General features: G+C 56.4%; 12 protein-coding genes. 3 read left to right on the forward strand and 9 right to left on the reverse strand.

Annotation, left to right across the window (positions count from 1 at the left end; translation table 11 throughout):
• Positions 1–2: 2 nt before the first annotated feature.
• The 4 genes from VFA09_19805 to VFA09_19820 form a co-directional block, all read right to left on the reverse strand.
• Positions 3–1361: an FAD-binding oxidoreductase gene (locus tag VFA09_19805; protein HZU69528.1), complete on the reverse strand. Its 1359-nt coding sequence runs from the start codon at positions 1359–1361 to the stop codon at positions 3–5.
• Between the two features lie 112 nt (positions 1362–1473).
• The gene (locus VFA09_19810; protein HZU69529.1) at positions 1474–1734 is read right to left on the reverse strand and encodes a hypothetical protein; all 261 of its coding nucleotides are present in this window, start codon (positions 1732–1734) and stop codon (positions 1474–1476) included.
• A gap of 151 nt (positions 1735–1885) precedes the next feature.
• Entirely contained in the window at positions 1886–2020 is a 135-nt protein-coding gene (locus VFA09_19815) for a hypothetical protein (GenBank protein HZU69530.1), read from the reverse strand.
• A gap of 190 nt (positions 2021–2210) precedes the next feature.
• A complete protein-coding gene (locus VFA09_19820) occupies positions 2211–2486 on the reverse strand; it encodes a hypothetical protein (GenBank protein HZU69531.1) in 276 nt (91 codons plus the stop codon).
• Positions 2487–2694: 208 nt separating this feature from the next.
• Here VFA09_19820 and VFA09_19825 point away from each other — a divergent pair, with 208 nt between their 5' ends.
• Entirely contained in the window at positions 2695–3552 is an 858-nt protein-coding gene (locus VFA09_19825) for an LLM class flavin-dependent oxidoreductase (GenBank protein HZU69532.1), read from the forward strand.
• Positions 3553–3680: 128 nt separating this feature from the next.
• Here the strand turns inward: VFA09_19825 and VFA09_19830 are convergent, their stop codons facing one another.
• From VFA09_19830 to VFA09_19840, 3 genes are all read right to left on the reverse strand, one after another.
• Positions 3681–4292, reverse strand: a complete 612-nt coding sequence (locus VFA09_19830) for an NUDIX hydrolase (GenBank protein ID HZU69533.1) — start codon at positions 4290–4292, stop codon at positions 3681–3683.
• 110 nt (positions 4293–4402) lie between these two features.
• Positions 4403–5593 (reverse strand): hypothetical protein, encoded by a 1191-nt coding sequence (locus tag VFA09_19835; GenBank protein ID HZU69534.1) that lies wholly within the window; start codon positions 5591–5593, stop codon positions 4403–4405.
• Between the two features lie 45 nt (positions 5594–5638).
• Entirely contained in the window at positions 5639–6325 is a 687-nt protein-coding gene (locus VFA09_19840) for an alpha/beta hydrolase (GenBank protein ID HZU69535.1), read from the reverse strand.
• Between the two features lie 640 nt (positions 6326–6965).
• Here VFA09_19840 and VFA09_19845 point away from each other — a divergent pair.
• Together VFA09_19845 and VFA09_19850 are read left to right on the forward strand one after the other, a co-directional pair.
• Complete coding sequence (locus VFA09_19845) at positions 6966–8330, forward strand: FAD-binding oxidoreductase (GenBank protein HZU69536.1); 1365 nt, start codon at positions 6966–6968, stop codon at positions 8328–8330.
• A 105-nt stretch (positions 8331–8435) separates the two neighbouring features.
• The gene (locus tag VFA09_19850; protein HZU69537.1) at positions 8436–9401 is read left to right on the forward strand and encodes an MFS transporter; all 966 of its coding nucleotides are present in this window, start codon (positions 8436–8438) and stop codon (positions 9399–9401) included.
• A 396-nt stretch (positions 9402–9797) separates the two neighbouring features.
• On the opposite strand, the gene VFA09_19855 is transcribed toward VFA09_19850, so the two are convergent.
• Both VFA09_19855 and VFA09_19860 read right to left on the reverse strand, forming a co-directional pair.
• Complete coding sequence (locus VFA09_19855) at positions 9798–10982, reverse strand: PD-(D/E)XK nuclease family protein (protein ID HZU69538.1); 1185 nt, start codon at positions 10980–10982, stop codon at positions 9798–9800.
• Positions 10979–16441: a DEAD/DEAH box helicase gene (locus VFA09_19860; GenBank protein HZU69539.1), complete on the reverse strand. Its 5463-nt coding sequence runs from the start codon at positions 16439–16441 to the stop codon at positions 10979–10981. The genes VFA09_19855 and VFA09_19860 overlap by 4 nt, the downstream gene beginning before the upstream one ends.
• Positions 16442–16479 lie beyond the last annotated feature (38 nt).

Genomic DNA, 16479 nt, shown 5'->3' on the forward strand with positions numbered 1-16479 from the left:
TCCTAGCTCGTTGGTGTGATGTTGTGGTTGAGATGAAAGAAGTTCGTGGGGTCATAGGCGTGCTTGACCTGCACCAGCCGCTCGTAGTTGGGGCCGTAGCTGGCTCGCACGGCTGCCAACTCGTCCCCCTCACTGCCCAGGAAATTTATGTAGGTTCCACTGCTCGCAAATGGCTCTGTCGCCCTCCAGAGGTTGCGCACCCACTTGATCGTCGTCTCTGCTTCGCGGACCGCATTCTCAGTCCACGAGGCCATGATTTGCAGAGAGTGATACTCTTTGCGCAGTGCAAAGGCGGTCTCGGTCGAACCGACACGGCTGGCTGCGCCGTGAACATGCTGAAGCACGATTAGCGTCCAGGGCGAAGGACGCGCTGCATGAGCCTCGATCATGGCCTCGAATACCTCCTTAGAGAGCGTGGGCAGCGAGTGGGCCTTACTATAGTAGCAGCGCCCGGCTAGGACGAAGGCATCGAGCATCGAGATGAGTTCGAGGTAGGACATGGGACGCACCATGTCGGCCAGCGGATTGCTGGCTGTCCTGAGTGGTTCGAGGAACCGTTCGCCTTTCGTCAACGACCCACAGGAGCAGACGCCGAGAGCCAGCATCAGCCCATCGGGAGTGCTTGCCAGAGCTACACTAGCCGTCAGTTCGTCGGGAGCGGTGCGCGTGAGATCGCAGTACAGGCTCAAGACCTCTCTCGCCTGGGACGGCGGATAGATCAGCATGCCTGCCAGTAATGTACTGACCGGGTGTAGTCGGAACTCGAAGGTAGTGACAATCCCGAAGTTGCCCCCACCTCCACGCACGGCCCAGAACAGCTCGGGATAGTTGGTAGGGCAGGCCCAAAGGATACGTCCATCGGCGGTGACGATTTCGACGGCCAGCAGATTATCCAACGTGAGGCCATATTTGCCCATCAACCAACCGGTGCCACCGCCCAGCGTGAGGCCGGCCAGGCCCGTCTCCGAGGCTGTTCCGACCGGGATGCCTAGCCCGAATTTCTGGATCTCGTGGATGCATTCTCCCAGTGTGGCACCAGCCTGGATGGAAGCGATGCACTTGACCGGATCTACCTGGATCCGTTTCATCGGCGACAGATCGATGACGAGACCTCCATCGCAGGTTCCGTTACCTGCGAAGCTATGACCGCCACCACGCACAGCCACCTCAAGATACTGATCCCGCGCGAACTGCACGGCCCTCACCACGTCAGCCACATCAGCGCAACGGGCAATCAAGGCCGGGTATTTATCGATCATGCCATTCCACACCCGGCGGGCGCTCTCGTAGGTCTCATCGCCCGGCGTGATCAGTTCGCCGTGGAGATTGGCTTTGAAATTGTGAAGGGTTGTTGGATTCATAGTCGTCTCAAACAGAGAAAGATTTCATCCTTTTCTTGCATACAGGAACACATACCTTTGTTCTTTGGCAGGAGAGAGCACAAGCGGGTCTGACTTTACTCTCCTGCATGAGTTATGCTCTGATCTCCTGCAATTCAGGTTCACGACCTGGCTCTTCAGTACAGTCGGCGAAAAGCTCACTTATTTGCTCAACCGGTTTCATACGAGACCTGCGTGCAACAAAGAACTTCCCTATCCTGCTCGGCAGGTAGCTTATTCTGCCGTGATGGCCCTGGCCTACCTGGGCAAGCAGACGCTCTTGTTCTGCCTCGCCCTGCAGGTGTTGACGATGCTCAAGAAGCAGCTTTTCGTGGATTTGGATGTGTGGCATCATCAGTGTACTCCTTTCACCTGTGGAGCATAAGACAAAAACGCGCATTTCACTTAGCACCGACTTATCATCTCTTCATCAAGCATTTTCTGTGTGAGAGAGAACAGAGTGATGTCTCTTTCTTCTCACAGTGCTTTCTTGCCCGCATAGCGGGTTAATGAAAGCCGCTCCATTGCCGCCTGCGCTCCCATTCGAGGCTGTCAACCCAGTCCGTGCTATCAAAGCCCCACCGTAGGGCCGCTCCAGCGAATCCAAGCAGCACAGTGAGCAAGATGATCACGGTCTCCATCGTGCCCTCCTTACAAGTCCAGTTTGCCACTGCTGATCAGATGCTTGAGGAACTCCCAATGGCGCAAGCAGTGTCGCCCGATCGCTGCACCTGTTTGATACCATTGCCGCAGCCACAGCAGGGCAACGATTTCCTCTTACAGGATACGGGAAAAAAAGCGCCGCTAACTTAACGCCGACTTATCATCTCTTTAACAAGGTGTTGCTCTAGTCGATGTTCTCCTCCTGCCATCTCCGTAGAGCGCACAAACTTCCTTCAAAAACATCAGAAAAGAGATATACTCCTGCTTCGGCTCCTTCTCACGCGCTTCCAAGGGCGATACTACCTGCCAGGTCCAGTCATTTTCCTGGATATTCAACAAGGCATATGCTTCACCCACTGTTGCGACAAAGCGACGGACATGCCAGGTGCGAGACTGTTCGTGCAGCAGAGAGCAATGCAGCACCATCCCCCCTTGCCCCACCATTTTAAGACCTCCTCATCCTCAACCCCACTGATGAGAAGAGGACGAACGGGGCACTGCGCCTGAGAGCCGTCTCGGTCACAGGCGAGTAGGCAACAACCTGATAAGGCAATGTTAAGGGCCTGCTAAGTCCTCAGCCCCTTTTTACGGTATCCTTCTGAAAAACAGTGCTTGTCATCTTCAGAGAAGGTGACATCTACCAGGAGGAACAATGCATATCGGCATAGCACTGCCGACCGCTGTCCCCGGCACCAGTGGACACCTGCTGCTAGAGTGGGTGCGCAAAGCCGATAGCGGACCCTTCTCCAGTCTCACGGTGCTGGATCACACGAACAGCGGGAGCTACGAACCCTTTACCGTCCTGGCGGCGGCAGCAGCACTCACGCAGCGCGTTCGGCTGGCCATCATCCTCCCTGGTGGCTCGCTACGCACCACGTTGCTGCTGGCTAAAGTGACGACGTCCATCGATGCACTCTCGCAGGGTCGCCTGATTGTGGGTCTGGCATTGGGAGGTCACCCGCAGGGCTATGCGGCCCTGGGCATCGATCCTCCCTCCCATGGCAAGCTGCTGACCGGCCAGCTCTCGGCCCTGCGTGCGCTCTGGAACGAACGACCCCTCGGGCCAAAACTCGCCCACTCTGGTGGACCGCCTCTTCTGTTAGGAGGACCAGGGGAGCAGGTGGCGGCCCGGATTGCACTGGCTGCTGATGGCTTGGTCGCAGGACAGGATGCGCAGCACTTTGCACGGGCTGCCCGGCAGGTAAGGGCAGCCTGGGCTGGGACTGGACGTCCAGGGCGGCCGCAACTATGGGCAGTAGGTCACTTCGCGCTGGGTGACGATGCTGCTGAGGGAGGCAGGCGCTACCTGCGGGAGTCCTTTGCCTTTGCCGGCCCTTCGTTCGCACAAGAAATGGTGGCACAGCTCCTGGCAAGTCCTGACGCCATCATGCGTTGTCTCCATGCCTTCGAAGAGGCCGGATGCGATGAGTTCGTCTTCTCTCCAACCGTTGCTGACCTGGCGCAACTGGATCGATTGATCACGGTTCTCCAGGGACGAAGGCAAACGTAATCGATTGTCTACACTTCAGCACTACCTGGCACATCTTGTCAAGGAGCGCAGGAACGACCCTAAGGATGATGTGATCAGTGCTCTGGTCTCAGCCCAGCCAGGAGAACGGCCATTTGACGATACAGAATTTACAAGGAAGTTAAGGCTTGGTACATAGTTCGATGGATCACCGATCTGAACTGTCCCCATTCCTTCCAGGTCGTCCCCAATTGATCGCAATAGATGTCAGGCAAAGCGTCAAGCTCTGTGGCTATCTTACAGAGGTCATCAATGGCTACCTCCCCATACCCTAAGAGGTTTTCTTGCTCATCGACCACGCTGGGAAAGCCCTCTTCCTCCTGATGGAAGAGAAAGGCAAAGGTCGTAAATCGAATGGAAGCCTGTACGCTTTCCTGATCATGTTCTGCCCGATAGGAGATGACCGCTAAGAGCCGTTGAGGAGTCATCTGCAATCCAGTTTCCTCATAGACTTCTCTAGCAAGTGCTTCCAACACGCTTTCATGAAACTCAACGCCACCCGTCAATAACCGGTACAATCCCTTTGGATAAAAGGTCTTGGTAAACGTTAAAACACGACTATTTGCACGAAGAATAACCATGCACACTTCGCGAGAGCGATTGTTTGTCTGGCTTTCCCAAAACGTAGGTGACCCAACAGAGACCGTTTCGCTCACGAGAGGATTCCCATAGTGTTGGAAGAGGGCTTCCAGTTCCTTCTGGTGATCAATCAGTTCAGTCATTGCAGTCTTCTTTTCTCTGCTCCAAAACTCCGCTCTCTGTTATTTGCATGGAGACCTGGCCGCATCCGGTGCTCTCTATTTTACGAGTCTGGAAGTTATTACCGCCAGTGTCATCTGAATGCGGGATACGCTAGCATCGCTTCTGCATCAGGCCAGAGCATGCGCATCTTCGTCGCCATGGCACCGATGGTTGCGCCAATAGCCTCCATATGCCCTGCTTCCTCGGTCGTTTGCGCTACTACGTCTGAACGCAGGAGGTGACGCTGCCGATCGGTGGCAGCCACAATGAGTCGGTCGTGCTCCAGGATATGCGACAAGGGGGCCATCTGATACCAGCCGATCATCCAGTACACGCATGCCTCGGCAACAGCCTGCGAAAAGAGATGATCATCGCTTGCCTCCGGACAGCCTTTGACTAACTCCGCACGATACGCTGCCTCCATCTGGCGTGGGAGCGGTTCAGGCATGCGGTAGACACAGCGGCAGGTCGGAAAGTGCATTCTGCCATAAACCCCTTCCTTAAGTGCCTGATCAAACATCCCACCTTCGAAATCCACCAGCCACGGAGTGGAGCCGATAAAGAGGCAGTTATCAGGACACGAATCTGCCTGGATAAAGGAGAGGAAGGGTCCCGGATGCAGCAGGGAGGCTTTCAGTGCCGCTACCTCTTGCTCGACACCACGCGCAGGTGTTACGCCTAACACTTCAGCCGCCTGGTACAATGTTGGTGCAAGCCACTCATAAGTCTGATATCCATCTTCCAGCATGCAGGGACCAAGCGACTCGCGCAGCTGTCTGAACTCGTCGTGTTTCCCAATGGTAGCGGCATGGAGACGACCATGGATTACAGCAAATCCGATCAGGGCAGAAGCTGCCCTGTGTGGATCGGTTCCCATGAGAAACTGCTCCAGGCTGGTCCCGTGTCCCACGTCTTCCATGACCAGCACGCCTCGCGCCGCATCTCCACCATAGAAGCGAGGTCCAAACGTGGTACCAGTGGGAATGGTGCCTAAGAACTGCAGGCTGGCCCATTCATTGAAGAAGGCCCAGGCAGGCATGGTGGCACGCGTCGGATCATACGGGGCTCGCTCCGTCGATTTGACGTGCTTCACAATCACGCTTGCCGGAGTCTGAGGAAGTCCATCAAGCACAGGGAAACGGTACACGAGCGAGCGTATCCCATCTTGCAGGAGTGCTCCTGCACCGAGACGGACACTCTTGCCAAAAGTCTGGCCAAGCAGGCGCTCGGCTGTCGTCATGAGTGCTTGAGAAGGGGGGAGTGGATGTCGCTGCTTGTTCATACGCTTCTTGCTCTCGCTGTGCCGGCACGTGTCGCCCGCTGTTGCTCAAGAAACAGGAGCGCCTCGCAAAAAGGCGAATGCCGGGGGAAAAACAATGTCTCTTTCACTGAGTTCTTGTTCGTGATCGAGATGCTCAAAGATGTGAAGGGAAATGCCGGCTTTTTCCATCTCGTGCTGGCGCTCCAGGAGTGGCTTGACCACACGATCATCGCGCGAGCCGGCATACACTAAGAGGGGGCAACGCACTTCATCCGGCTCCACCACCGGCCAGGAAACGAGGGCTTGCCAGCAGGCGATCAGGGCAGGGATATTTCTCTGCTCAACCAAGGTCTGTTCCTCGGGCTCCATGTCAAGGCTGGCAAGGTTGCCCTCTCGTTGTGCAGCGAGGATGTGCTGCAACTCAGCGACAATGGGTTCGATGCGCTCTTCGGGATACACACGGCCAAAAAAGCTGCCAGCCACCACCGCGCGGGTAATCCGGTTGGAGCGTGCAGCGAGGTGAAGGGTTTGAGAACCGCCAAACGAGTGCCCCCACATGAGGAAGTGCTGGGCCCCACAGGCATCGGCAACACGGTAGATATCATCAAGCAGTTTTTCGACCGTGTAGGCTCCTGGTTCCGTCGGCAGGTCACTTTCCCCCATGCCTCGCCGATCCATCGTCATCACCTGAAAGTGCTGACAGAGGCGATCCACATATCCCAACTCCTGCCAGATCTGGCGGCGTCCGCCAATCCTGGAAGCAACAGCAGCGCAGGGCCATGCCCCTGCACATCGTAAGCAATCCTCGTTCCATCAGATGACGTAAGAAACATCGCTACTCCTCCGCATGCTGAATATTCTACACGCGCACGTCCAAAGACGTCTTCTTTTTGCGCCCAGCCCCCGGCATCATCGTGAGGTGAGCGAAGAACGCACCCTCGGCACGGGCCTGTTCAGCCGCTGCGCTTTACTCCTCTGTCTGGTAAGAAGTATACTCGAAAGCAGGAGAAGCGACTTATCAAGCACTTAACATCCTGTTGCACCTTGGTTCTGCCTTCCTCTGTTCGGGGGAGGGCGAGCACGAGCGGACACATGGCGGAGCTTGCGCCAGGCCAGGAAAAAGCAGCAGAAGCGCTCGACGTTCACTTTTCCACTCACACATCATCCGATGTGTCTCCTTTACGCCTCCTCTCTTCCTGCCGACCAGCAGGAGTTGCCCAGGCCATCCTCGCACGCTGACGCTTGCCTCTGACCGAAACAGAGACCTGTGAGAGAGCAACCTCTTGTTAAAGAGATGATAAGCCCCTGCTAAGTTCTCAGCCGCTTTTTCCCGTATCCTATGCACGTCCTATGGTGAGAGTTTCGTACGTTTCGCAGAAGAAGGAGGAAATCCATGTTTTCCACATCCATCAATCCCAAGGCTCTTCAAGACTTCAAAGCCAGCCTGCATGGCGACGTGATCGGCCCGAACGACGAGGGCTATGAAAATGCTCGCCGCGTCTGGAATGGCATAGTTGACAGGCACCCGGCCTTGATCGTGCAGTGTGTCGATGTCTCCGATGTCATTGCTGCTGTTCAATTTGCACGTCGTCAAGACCTGACGGTGGCGGTGCGTGGAGGAGGTCACGACGTGAGCGGTCATGGTGTCTGCGATGACGGGCTGGTGATCGACCTGTCTCCAATGAAAGGGATTCAGGTTGACCCAGAAAAGCGCGTGGCACGCGCCGAGGCAGGTCTGACCAGCGGGGAGTTCCTGCGCGCAACCGAGCCGTTCGGATTGGTGATCCCAACCGGAGTCTTCTCCACGGTCGGGCTGTCCGGCCTCACGCTTGGCGGCGGCATCGGCTGGCTGACGAGCCGCTACGGTCTGACCATCGATAATCTTCTTGCGGTCGAGATCGTCACGGCGGATGGGATACAGCTCACAGCCAGCGCAACAGAGCATCCAGACCTCTTCTGGGCAGTGCGGGGAGGAGGAGGCAACTTCGGCGTGGTCACGGCGTTGACCTTTCAACTGCACCCACTGGCACAGGTACTGCGAGGTGGGGTGATCCATCCCCTGGCACGCGCACGCGAGGTCTTGCGCTTTTATAGAGAGTACAGCAGGCAGTGCCCCGATGAACTGACCGTCAACGCCAGCCTGACCACGGGGCCGGACGGGCATCCGGTGGTCATCCTGGATGCCTGCTACTGTGGTGACGATCTCGTCGAGGGCGAGCGTGTGCTGGCACCCCTGCGCACCTTTGGCCCCCCGCTCGTCGATCTGATCCGCCCCATGTCCGTGCTAGAAAGCACGACGCTGTTGGACTTCGTCAACCAGCCCGGTCGATCTTACGCCTATCATGCGGAGGCGCTTCCTCACCTGAGCGATGAGGCGCTCGACACGGCCATCGCCTTTGGCTCCGCGCGTCCCTCGCCCCTCTCCACGGTGGTGTTCTATCAGATTCACGGCGCAGCCATGCGGGTCGATCCTGCGGCGACGGCCTTTGCCTTACGCCACGATCATTCCATCCTGGAGATGATTGCGCAATGGGCGGAAGGGGAGGCACAGCCCCATCTGGAGTGGATTGAGCGCTTCGGGAGAGCCATCCAACCGTTCGCTGAGGAAGGGGTCTATGTCAACTTCCTGACGGACGAGGGGGAAGCCCGCATCCGGGCCAGCTACGGTGACAATTATGAGCGGCTGGTGCAGGTCAAGAACAGGTACGACCCGACCAACTTCTTTCATGTAAACCAGAACATCAAACCGGCAAAATAGGGATGATGAACGTCCCACAAACGAAAGCATGAGAGATGATGCAGCAGGCGGAACAATACACAGGATGCACGAGAGCGCGCCGCCCAGGCGGTCTCTCCGCTCGCGATGGCGCATGACCGGTCCCTGAGACCCTGGCTGGTCCTGGCGGCGGTCCTCTGTGGTTTCTGCATGGTCGTCCTCGACACGACCGTCATGAACATTGCCATTCCCACCATCCAGACCAGCCTGAAGACAGATCTGCCCTCGGTCAGTTGGGTGCTCAACGCCTATAACCTGATGTATGCAGTACTCTTGTTCACCGTGGGGCGCTTTGCCGACCAATATGGACGCAAGCGCCTGTTCTTGCTCGCCATGCTCCTCTTCAGCCTGGCTTCCCTCGGCTGCGCGCTCGCGCCGGTCTGCGGGCGGCTCCCTGGTACGCCCGCCATGAGCTGGCTGATCGGCTTCCGCGCACTGCAGGGCATGAGCGCAGCCGGGCTGACCGGGGTCAGCCCGGCGATTGTGATGGCCGTTTTCCCGCATGAAAAACGTGGTGCCGCCCATAGCGGTCTATGTCCAGCGCTGGCTGGGGCGGCACTGGGCGATTGGCCTCAACATCCTCGGCAACGCCGTGATGTTTGCGGCTCCGGCGCTCGTGGCCACTGCCTGGCTGATTGGAGCGACTGCCGTGCTGGGTGGGATGGCCGGCCCCTGTGGACCATCGCGGCAGCATCCCTGCTTGGACGCAGGGTTCCTTCCGTATTGCAGGGACGGGTCAATGCCGCCTACCGCTTCCTGGGCACCGGGTTGGCGGCGGGTCCACTGCTCGGGGGCCCGCTGGCGCAGGTGTTTGGCCTCCGCTTCGCGTTCATCGTGTGCGCCTGCGATGATCCCCCAGAACCAGATGAGCACAATCCACCCGATGCTCCAACCAATGGGAACCCGAAGCACAGACCAGCAACACTATCGAAGAACAGACACACGTTCACACTCATCTCTGCTTCTTCCTTTGACGATGAAAGGCCGTCCAAGCGATCCTGCCTGGGCAACCGACAGGAGGTACTGCTCCTATTGTCGCACACATGTTCGTGAAGCCTTGCCGTGTGTGATAGGGTGGGTGCAACGAGCCGAGATATCGGCATTTGCCATGAAATGTATACAAAATATGACAGAAGAGAGCATCCTACCAGCCCAGATTACTTTTCCCTACGCCCAGCCATCCCATTTTGTCTTAAAACGTATACACCTGGTGCTTTCTCTCTGCAAGAGAGCCATAGACAACTCCATGCCCCAGAGCATCTGCTAGCCGGTTTTCGCCTGAAAATAGTGTCTGACAGTAGCGACCTCTTGTCTGACAACTTGACGATTTTCTCCGGTGATGTCAGACATCACTTGTGCTCCGAAACACTTATACCATGAAACGTTACGTTCACACACATCCCGTGAAAGCGCAGCCACTTCATACTCAAGCCATCGATTTATCTCGCATTACTCGACGAGAAATATTTCTGAGTTCTCGACCACAATCGCATGTGGGCGGTAACGCTGCCCTTGCAGTCGCATGTCGAGTACGCGAATGTGCATACCTGGAGAAGCTTTTTTTAGCTGCGGAAAACGCTCCTGAGGAGCAACGATACGGACTTCAGCCTCGCGCCATTCCACTGTTACGACCCAGTAATACCCTTTTAGCTCTATTGTTCTAATTTTTCCCTCGAAGCCTAGCACAGCCATTTGCAGAGCTATAGAGAGGTGAGGATGATTCGCCTGCCACGCCCAGAATGGTTGACACCAGGGACGAAATTCGCACAAGGCACAGGTCTCACCAGGGGTAGCGAGTTGTTCAACTGAAGCACATTCCTGTACCTGCTTGATCAATACTCTAGCCTCATTCTCAACAGCGCGACAGGTCTCGGGATCAATCGCTACTCTGTACATGGCTCCTGTGAGCGGATAGGTCACCCACGCTTCCTGTGGCCACTCGCCAAATGTCTCGTACCACAGCAGCGCATAGAGCTGGAGTTGCCGCTCATACCGCGCAGGTAGCTCGTCACGTAACGCAGATTTATAATCGAGCAGACGCAGACCTGTAGGAAGCCTTTCGGCATGATCCACCCTTCCAGTGAGAAGCCCATCGTGGGATTGTATTGGTATCTCGACCAGCACTTTCCCTTCACTTATCTGCTTCATCTCAGAGAGGGGGACTTCCTCCGCTCCCGTTGCACCTCGGTTTTCATACCCGATCCGCCCGCTTGTAAACTGCTTTGTTAGGCGGAGCGACTCGGAAGCGAGAGCCTCTAGTGCGCGATGTATCCGTTCTTCGTCACGAGGAAGCAGTTGTTCACGAGGGCGGCTTTTTTTCTGTTCCTCTTGTTGAGATAATTCGTGATGAAAACGCCGGTGGGCTTCCGCAATGATTTCACTTCGATTATCAGACCTGATGGGATACTCGGTGAGCGATTGGAGCGTATTGTGAAACGCGATGCCCACTCGTGCGGCGTACGCTGTACGGCGCTCATAGCCCTGCGATCGCTCAAAGCACGCGCGCAATCCACAAGTACGGATCATTTCAATGGAGGTTGGCCCAAACGGTGCTTCAGGCCGTCCACGCGGCGGCGTGAGGTCTCTTTGGTTCAGGCACCAGGTGAATGCGGTCTTACGTGAATGCATAGTCATCGTGTCACCAGATGATTGAGAACCCAGAAAGGACGACGCTCAAGGTCAAACGTCGTGTGGACGGCACAGCGCAAACCATGCTTACTCAAGAAAGCTTGCCGCTCATCGCTCGTTGGCCTGGCTTGCAAAGGATGGATGACCCAGATTCCCACCTCGAGGCCTTCCTGGTCGCGCAGGACGCAAGGGAAATACTGATCTCCGACAACGCGTCCGGGTAAGATCTGCCAGCTCGTCTTCGCATATTCTGCAAGCGGAACTGCACTACGGCTCATGTGGGCGGAACTCAACGATGGCTCCTGATGACGAAGTACAAAGCGCAGCAGTGCGGCACCTAATGCTCGGTCCAGTAGCAGGTGAAGTGCCTGGTTGCGATAATCAAACATACAATGATAGCAGGCCCCGCCACAGGCTGGATTTGCACACTGCTCCCCCAACTCCAACGCCTTCTCTAAAATGGGCTGCATATTTTGCTCGATGGCGCGTGCATACCCCGCCCCACCGGGTACGTCATCGTAGAGGAAGACTTCACCGTGCAGGCGGTGATCGAGCCCACGCCGCACCGCCCGAACTCCAACTTTGAGTTCTCCGGGGTCTATTTGCAAGATAATAGCCGCTGCATTCGCAACGAGCACGCCGAACGAATACCAGGCCGCTCTACCCGACGGCTGTTGGAGAGGAGCATCCATCGTCGCTGGCAGATCAACTCCCAAAAGAATGACCTCTGAGACGAACTGGTGACCGAGAATGACCTGGTTGCGGAAATCCGTTGTGTTGGGACACCAATCACCCGCACGAGGCCCGGCGTTTCTTCCGCTAAACGGTGGAACACTCGCTGGATAGCGGTGTGAGCCGGGGTTATCTGGATCGAGCGCACGCCCACACACCGGGCAGATAATAAAGCCGGGAAAGTCGGGATTTGGGCCTTTGTTACAGGTAAAGAGCTTGCCTCGGCGAACTCGGACATAGAGGCTTGGGGCAAAGGGAACTTGTGGCTTGCCCGTCGTAAAGGATGTTTCCCCTACAAGCAGCCGAGGTGGAATGGCGTACCCGCCGCGTTCCCGCCCGCCCCTCTCGTACAATTCACCGCCCCCATTGGGCAATGCACAGTCTACGGTGAAGCCTGGAGGACGCACATAAGGGAGTGCCATCACATGGAAACTCCCGCATTCCGCGCACTGGTCCGGAGCATCCTCGATGTTGTCAACGAGCATGATAGATTGACAATCTGCGCACTCTATCAATGCGCCAGAGGGATGATAGTGAGGATTCGCGTTGTACCGGTCATAGACGCCCACACTTTGATAGATATAGGTATTGGGAAACTTACCCCGAATCACTTCCGCTCCTGGCGCATACTCGGCCAGGGCTATTTTCAGGTCCCGCTCCATACCATCGTTTTCGATTATCTCCCACTCGTCATAGTCATATGACGATTTTTCTGATGGAATGAAAAGGCTCACCACGTCCACCGGGAAGGCATATTTCGGAAGGTAACCAGCCGTGATGAGTTCATGCAGGACACTTGCTTTCGCCTCACCACCATTGACGGTAGATTGCACTTCCCCAACCAGGTCGCTTATCCATGCGCCGAGACGATGGAGAAAGGCAGAACCGACGATCTGTTCGCAGCGCGCAATCAGCGAAGCTCGATGTGTTGCCAGGTATTGCCGTAAACGTACGGCGCCTTGCATATTGGTAAAATCGGCGATGGTACCCCAGGCGGCGAAGAGGCTTCCCTGTTGTGATGCTTGCCTGGACTTGAGCATGGAAGAGAAGAAATCCTGCAAAATCAAGGATCGCACATGACGGCGCGCAATGACAGCATTATTGAGATAAAGAGCTGGAACACGCGGCGGGTTACTGACAATTTCTGGCGGATGCGCGAAGTAATACTGATCGTGAGGACGAAACTGCGCAAATGCCAGGACCGTCGCCAACGCACTTCCGCGTCGTCCTGCGCGGCCTGCACGCTGTTGGTAGTTGGCAACGGTTGGAGGCATATTGCGCATCCCTACGCTTAACAGGCTACCGATGTCAATGCCCATCTCCATCGTGGTTGTGACCGAAAGCACATCAATGCGATAATCATCAGGCTGCTGGTGATCGTGAAAGAGGTCCTGGAACCAACGCTCTTCGTCACGCGCTTCTTTGCCTGAAATCTGTGCTGTGTGTTCTGCAGAACGTAATGGATAGGGATCATCAAACAAGGACGCAGGCAGAGCGTGCAGTGCCGCGCGTCGGTAGAAATTGCGGATAGACGAAACGGGGGTAGGGCTGGTGCGTTGGCCGCAGCGCAGGCACACATCAAAGAGCACTCCACCCATAATGTAGGCACAAGCAGTGCATTGATGAACTGTGTCCCCTAGCGGCTGCAACTCAAATCCATCGATGCGAATGCCATAAGGAACCTCGTTGCCATATTTCTTGCCCGCCCTGTCCAGGATATTTAATCCCTTCAGTGCATTCCAGAGCGGTGTGACGAGCTCGCTCACCCATTTGGCGGCTGCCTCCCTGTTAGGAAGGCGCCCCAGCCTGACAAGCGCCTCTGAAACAGCGATCACATAGCGTCCGAGCTTGCGTTTGTTCTGGAGGTTATACGAGATCGTTTGGCGTCCGTCACCAGGCGATTTGACATATCCCCAGACAAGCACAGCTCGCTCGTACCCCTTCACCAAGTTTTCCGGCCACTCCCACGGAGCGAGTGGACGAGGTGGCAGCAACACATTTTCGGTTGCCAGGATGCGCGTGACAGCCTGGAGAAAAAGGCGCGTCTCATCCTGGCTCAGTTGTGGAAATGCTCCAATGAGTTCTGGTAACACAAAGCGCCAGTACGCCAATCCCAACGGCTCCAATGCAAAATCGCGTTGGGAGAGTTCACGGCGCAAGCCAACGTGAAACGCAGTTTCTGCCTCTTTGTAGGCGGCTTCGTAAGAGGCTTCATCTCCATTGTACATCCGAGCGAAATAGTCGCGGATGCGCCCATTGGTTGGATTGATGCCGCGCTGTAATTGTAGAGCAATGACCTGCTCACGCACCTGCTCAAAAGTCATCGGTTGTGGATGGGGATGTCTTCCCGTGCCTATGCATGTAGTACACGGTTTCGTCTGCACACTCTGCTCCTGACCAATAATATAGGGGCCTTTTCCCTCGTCCTCGGTAGAGCCGGTGCCAGCACAATCAGGGCAGGATAACAGCACGCGATAGACGAGTTGACGAAAGATGTCGTTATGGTGATCATCGCGCAAGTCCGCCGCGAGTTGAGCGGCTTCCTGCCGCGAATCCGTAAAAAGCAGGGTTTTGCGTCCATAATTGGGAGGGGGACCGTAGGCCGCACGTGGCTGAACACGAAAACCATCCTCGGCCACAATTGAGAATGTGCGTGGGCCTTTCGTGCGTAAGGGTTCAATGACTTCCCGTCCGTCCTTCCCCATCTGGCGGTAGTTCCGACAACGCGGGCATTGACTGGGAAATTGACTGACCTGGATATCATTTTCTTGTGCCGGCTCGGCCGGATACACCGGGCGTGCGTAACTATCATGCTGATGCGTGTGCAGGGTGGTCCGGGTTGAGCGATATTCACACGAGGCATAAGCATCTGGTGCCTCAACGCCGAATATCTGAAACTGCTGGATGTCTTCCCGTTTGCCGCTCAGGTCGTCGCTCCAGGGCCAAAGGCTGCCTTGTGCAGAATCTGGAATGCCACCGAGATAGAGCAATCCACAATGTCGGCACGAAAACAGCTCGAGTACCCGTGCTCCGCACTCGCACCAAGGGCGAGGGTCCATGTAGAGCTTCCCGACTGGGCGAGACGCAACGCTGGTCGGTAAAGGCGGTGCAGCGGAGCAGTCTGGGTCCATACAGGCCCAAATACCATAGATCCCGCGGAAAAAGAGATGCATACGCATGGACAGGAGAGGCGGCGTATCTGGAAGGGCAGAGGCGCGTGCAAAACTACCCGCCGCTAGAATTCCTGCCGTGGCCCTCTCGCGCTCCTCAGATATGCTTAATCCCGGCCAGCATTCCTCAGCCAGCACGTCAAGTAAAGTGGCACGACGTGCCGTGCGTTGGCGCACCCAGTCGATATCATGATTCTGCTCGAGCAAAGCGTAGAGGGCCACCTGCGGGTCGACCTGTGTATCGACAGGACCCAGTTCAAGTTCAGAGGCGAGCTGTTCGATGGCAGGCACGGGATCGTTGAGCGAAAAACGCTCATAGAAGCGTCCGAAGGCGTACAAGGATCGAGAAGACGCCTGGCGAGTGGAGGTTCCCCGCGCTGCGTTGCCGGTCCTGATCAGCGTAAACCGACTGGCAGGTTCGCCAAACAGGTCCGAGATAAACTCCAGTAATTGCTCATCAGCATCTGCCGGGACGGAAGCTGTTGTAGCTATGGCGCGAAACTGCGGTGAACCTGAAGGTAATCCCAGCCGTTCTTTGAGACGCCTGACCAGATAGGCGACTTCGGTTCCCTTCGCCCCCGTATACGTGTGCGCCTCATCCAGCACAAGCGTTATACGTGCCTCCGGTGTACTCTCCAGCCACCGTCGCGTGAGCTCAAAGATCCTCGCCTCAATGGGGCGGATCAGCATATACTCAAGCATGGAGTAGTTCGTGACCAGGATGTCAGGGGGCGCGGACTGGATATCCCAGCGACAGAGCATCTCTGTGCTGTCCGGACGCGGCCAGGTGCCAGTATCGCGCAGATCGGCGCGCAACTTGTCCCAATCCTGCCTGAGCTTCTCAAGATAGGCGGCGAAGCGATCTCGCGGCTGCTTGTAGGCCCAGTTTCCGGTGGGTTGCGACATACCGGTATACATACCGAAGTGAATGACGTTCCCCTGCAGGTGTTCTTTCTGCCACTCAGGCGAGGTTCCACGGGCGAGGATACGGCGCAGGCGCGAGAGCTGATCGTTCACTAGAGCATTCATCGGGTAGAGCACGAGGGCACGCATGGCCGCCGGGCGACGTTCATGCCTCCGACTATGGAGCCAGCCTTTCTGGGGATCAAAACGACTTGGACGTTCCTGGTCAGCAACCGGTTCCCACCACGGGGCCTCCCGCAAAATATCTGCCAGAATGGGGAGGAGAAAGCTTTCGGTCTTTCCAGAGCCTGTCCCGGTGGCGACCAGCAGGTTAGGCTGATCTCCGTAAGCGGTCAGTAGAGCTTCTTCCTGGTGGGTATAGAGGGGAAAGCGGTCAATGGGCACGCCATGTTGCACCAGTGCAGCCAGCCCAGCGGGAACGCTCTGCGGATACAATGCCTCAAGTTCTGCGAGTTTATGTGCTGTTGGAAATGCTGGGATTGCTTCAATAAATGGGGCTTGAGCAACCACTCCCCGTTGGCGGAGGATCTCCCCGCGTTCAGCAAAGATAGCAGGATGCGCGATCTTATAAGCCGTTTCCAGGTATTCGATCATCGACTCTTTGATGTGTTCGAATGCCTCACTTGGTGTGAGATGCATAGGAAACCCCTCCTTGCCTAACCGCTCGCGTGTTCTGC

It is taken from the genome of Ktedonobacteraceae bacterium, assembly GCA_035653615.1.
Classification (GTDB): Bacteria; Chloroflexota; Ktedonobacteria; order Ktedonobacterales; family Ktedonobacteraceae; genus DASRBN01.

Coding starts and splice junctions, on each gene's coding strand:
- VFA09_19805 (HZU69528.1), bottom strand. CDS start 1,361: ATGAATCCAACAACCCTTCACAATTTCAAAGCCAATCTCCACGGCGAA.
- VFA09_19810 (HZU69529.1), bottom strand. CDS start 1,734: ATGATGCCACACATCCAAATCCACGAAAAGCTGCTTCTTGAGCATCGT.
- VFA09_19815 (HZU69530.1), bottom strand. CDS start 2,020: ATGGAGACCGTGATCATCTTGCTCACTGTGCTGCTTGGATTCGCTGGA.
- VFA09_19820 (HZU69531.1), bottom strand. CDS start 2,486: ATGGTGGGGCAAGGGGGGATGGTGCTGCATTGCTCTCTGCTGCACGAA.
- VFA09_19825 (HZU69532.1), top strand. CDS start 2,695: ATGCATATCGGCATAGCACTGCCGACCGCTGTCCCCGGCACCAGTGGA.
- VFA09_19830 (HZU69533.1), bottom strand. CDS start 4,292: ATGACTGAACTGATTGATCACCAGAAGGAACTGGAAGCCCTCTTCCAA.
- VFA09_19835 (HZU69534.1), bottom strand. CDS start 5,593: ATGAACAAGCAGCGACATCCACTCCCCCCTTCTCAAGCACTCATGACG.
- VFA09_19845 (HZU69536.1), top strand. CDS start 6,966: ATGTTTTCCACATCCATCAATCCCAAGGCTCTTCAAGACTTCAAAGCC.
- VFA09_19850 (HZU69537.1), top strand. CDS start 8,436: ATGGCGCATGACCGGTCCCTGAGACCCTGGCTGGTCCTGGCGGCGGTC.
- VFA09_19855 (HZU69538.1), bottom strand. CDS start 10,982: ATGACTATGCATTCACGTAAGACCGCATTCACCTGGTGCCTGAACCAA.
- VFA09_19860 (HZU69539.1), bottom strand. CDS start 16,441: ATGCATCTCACACCAAGTGAGGCATTCGAACACATCAAAGAGTCGATG.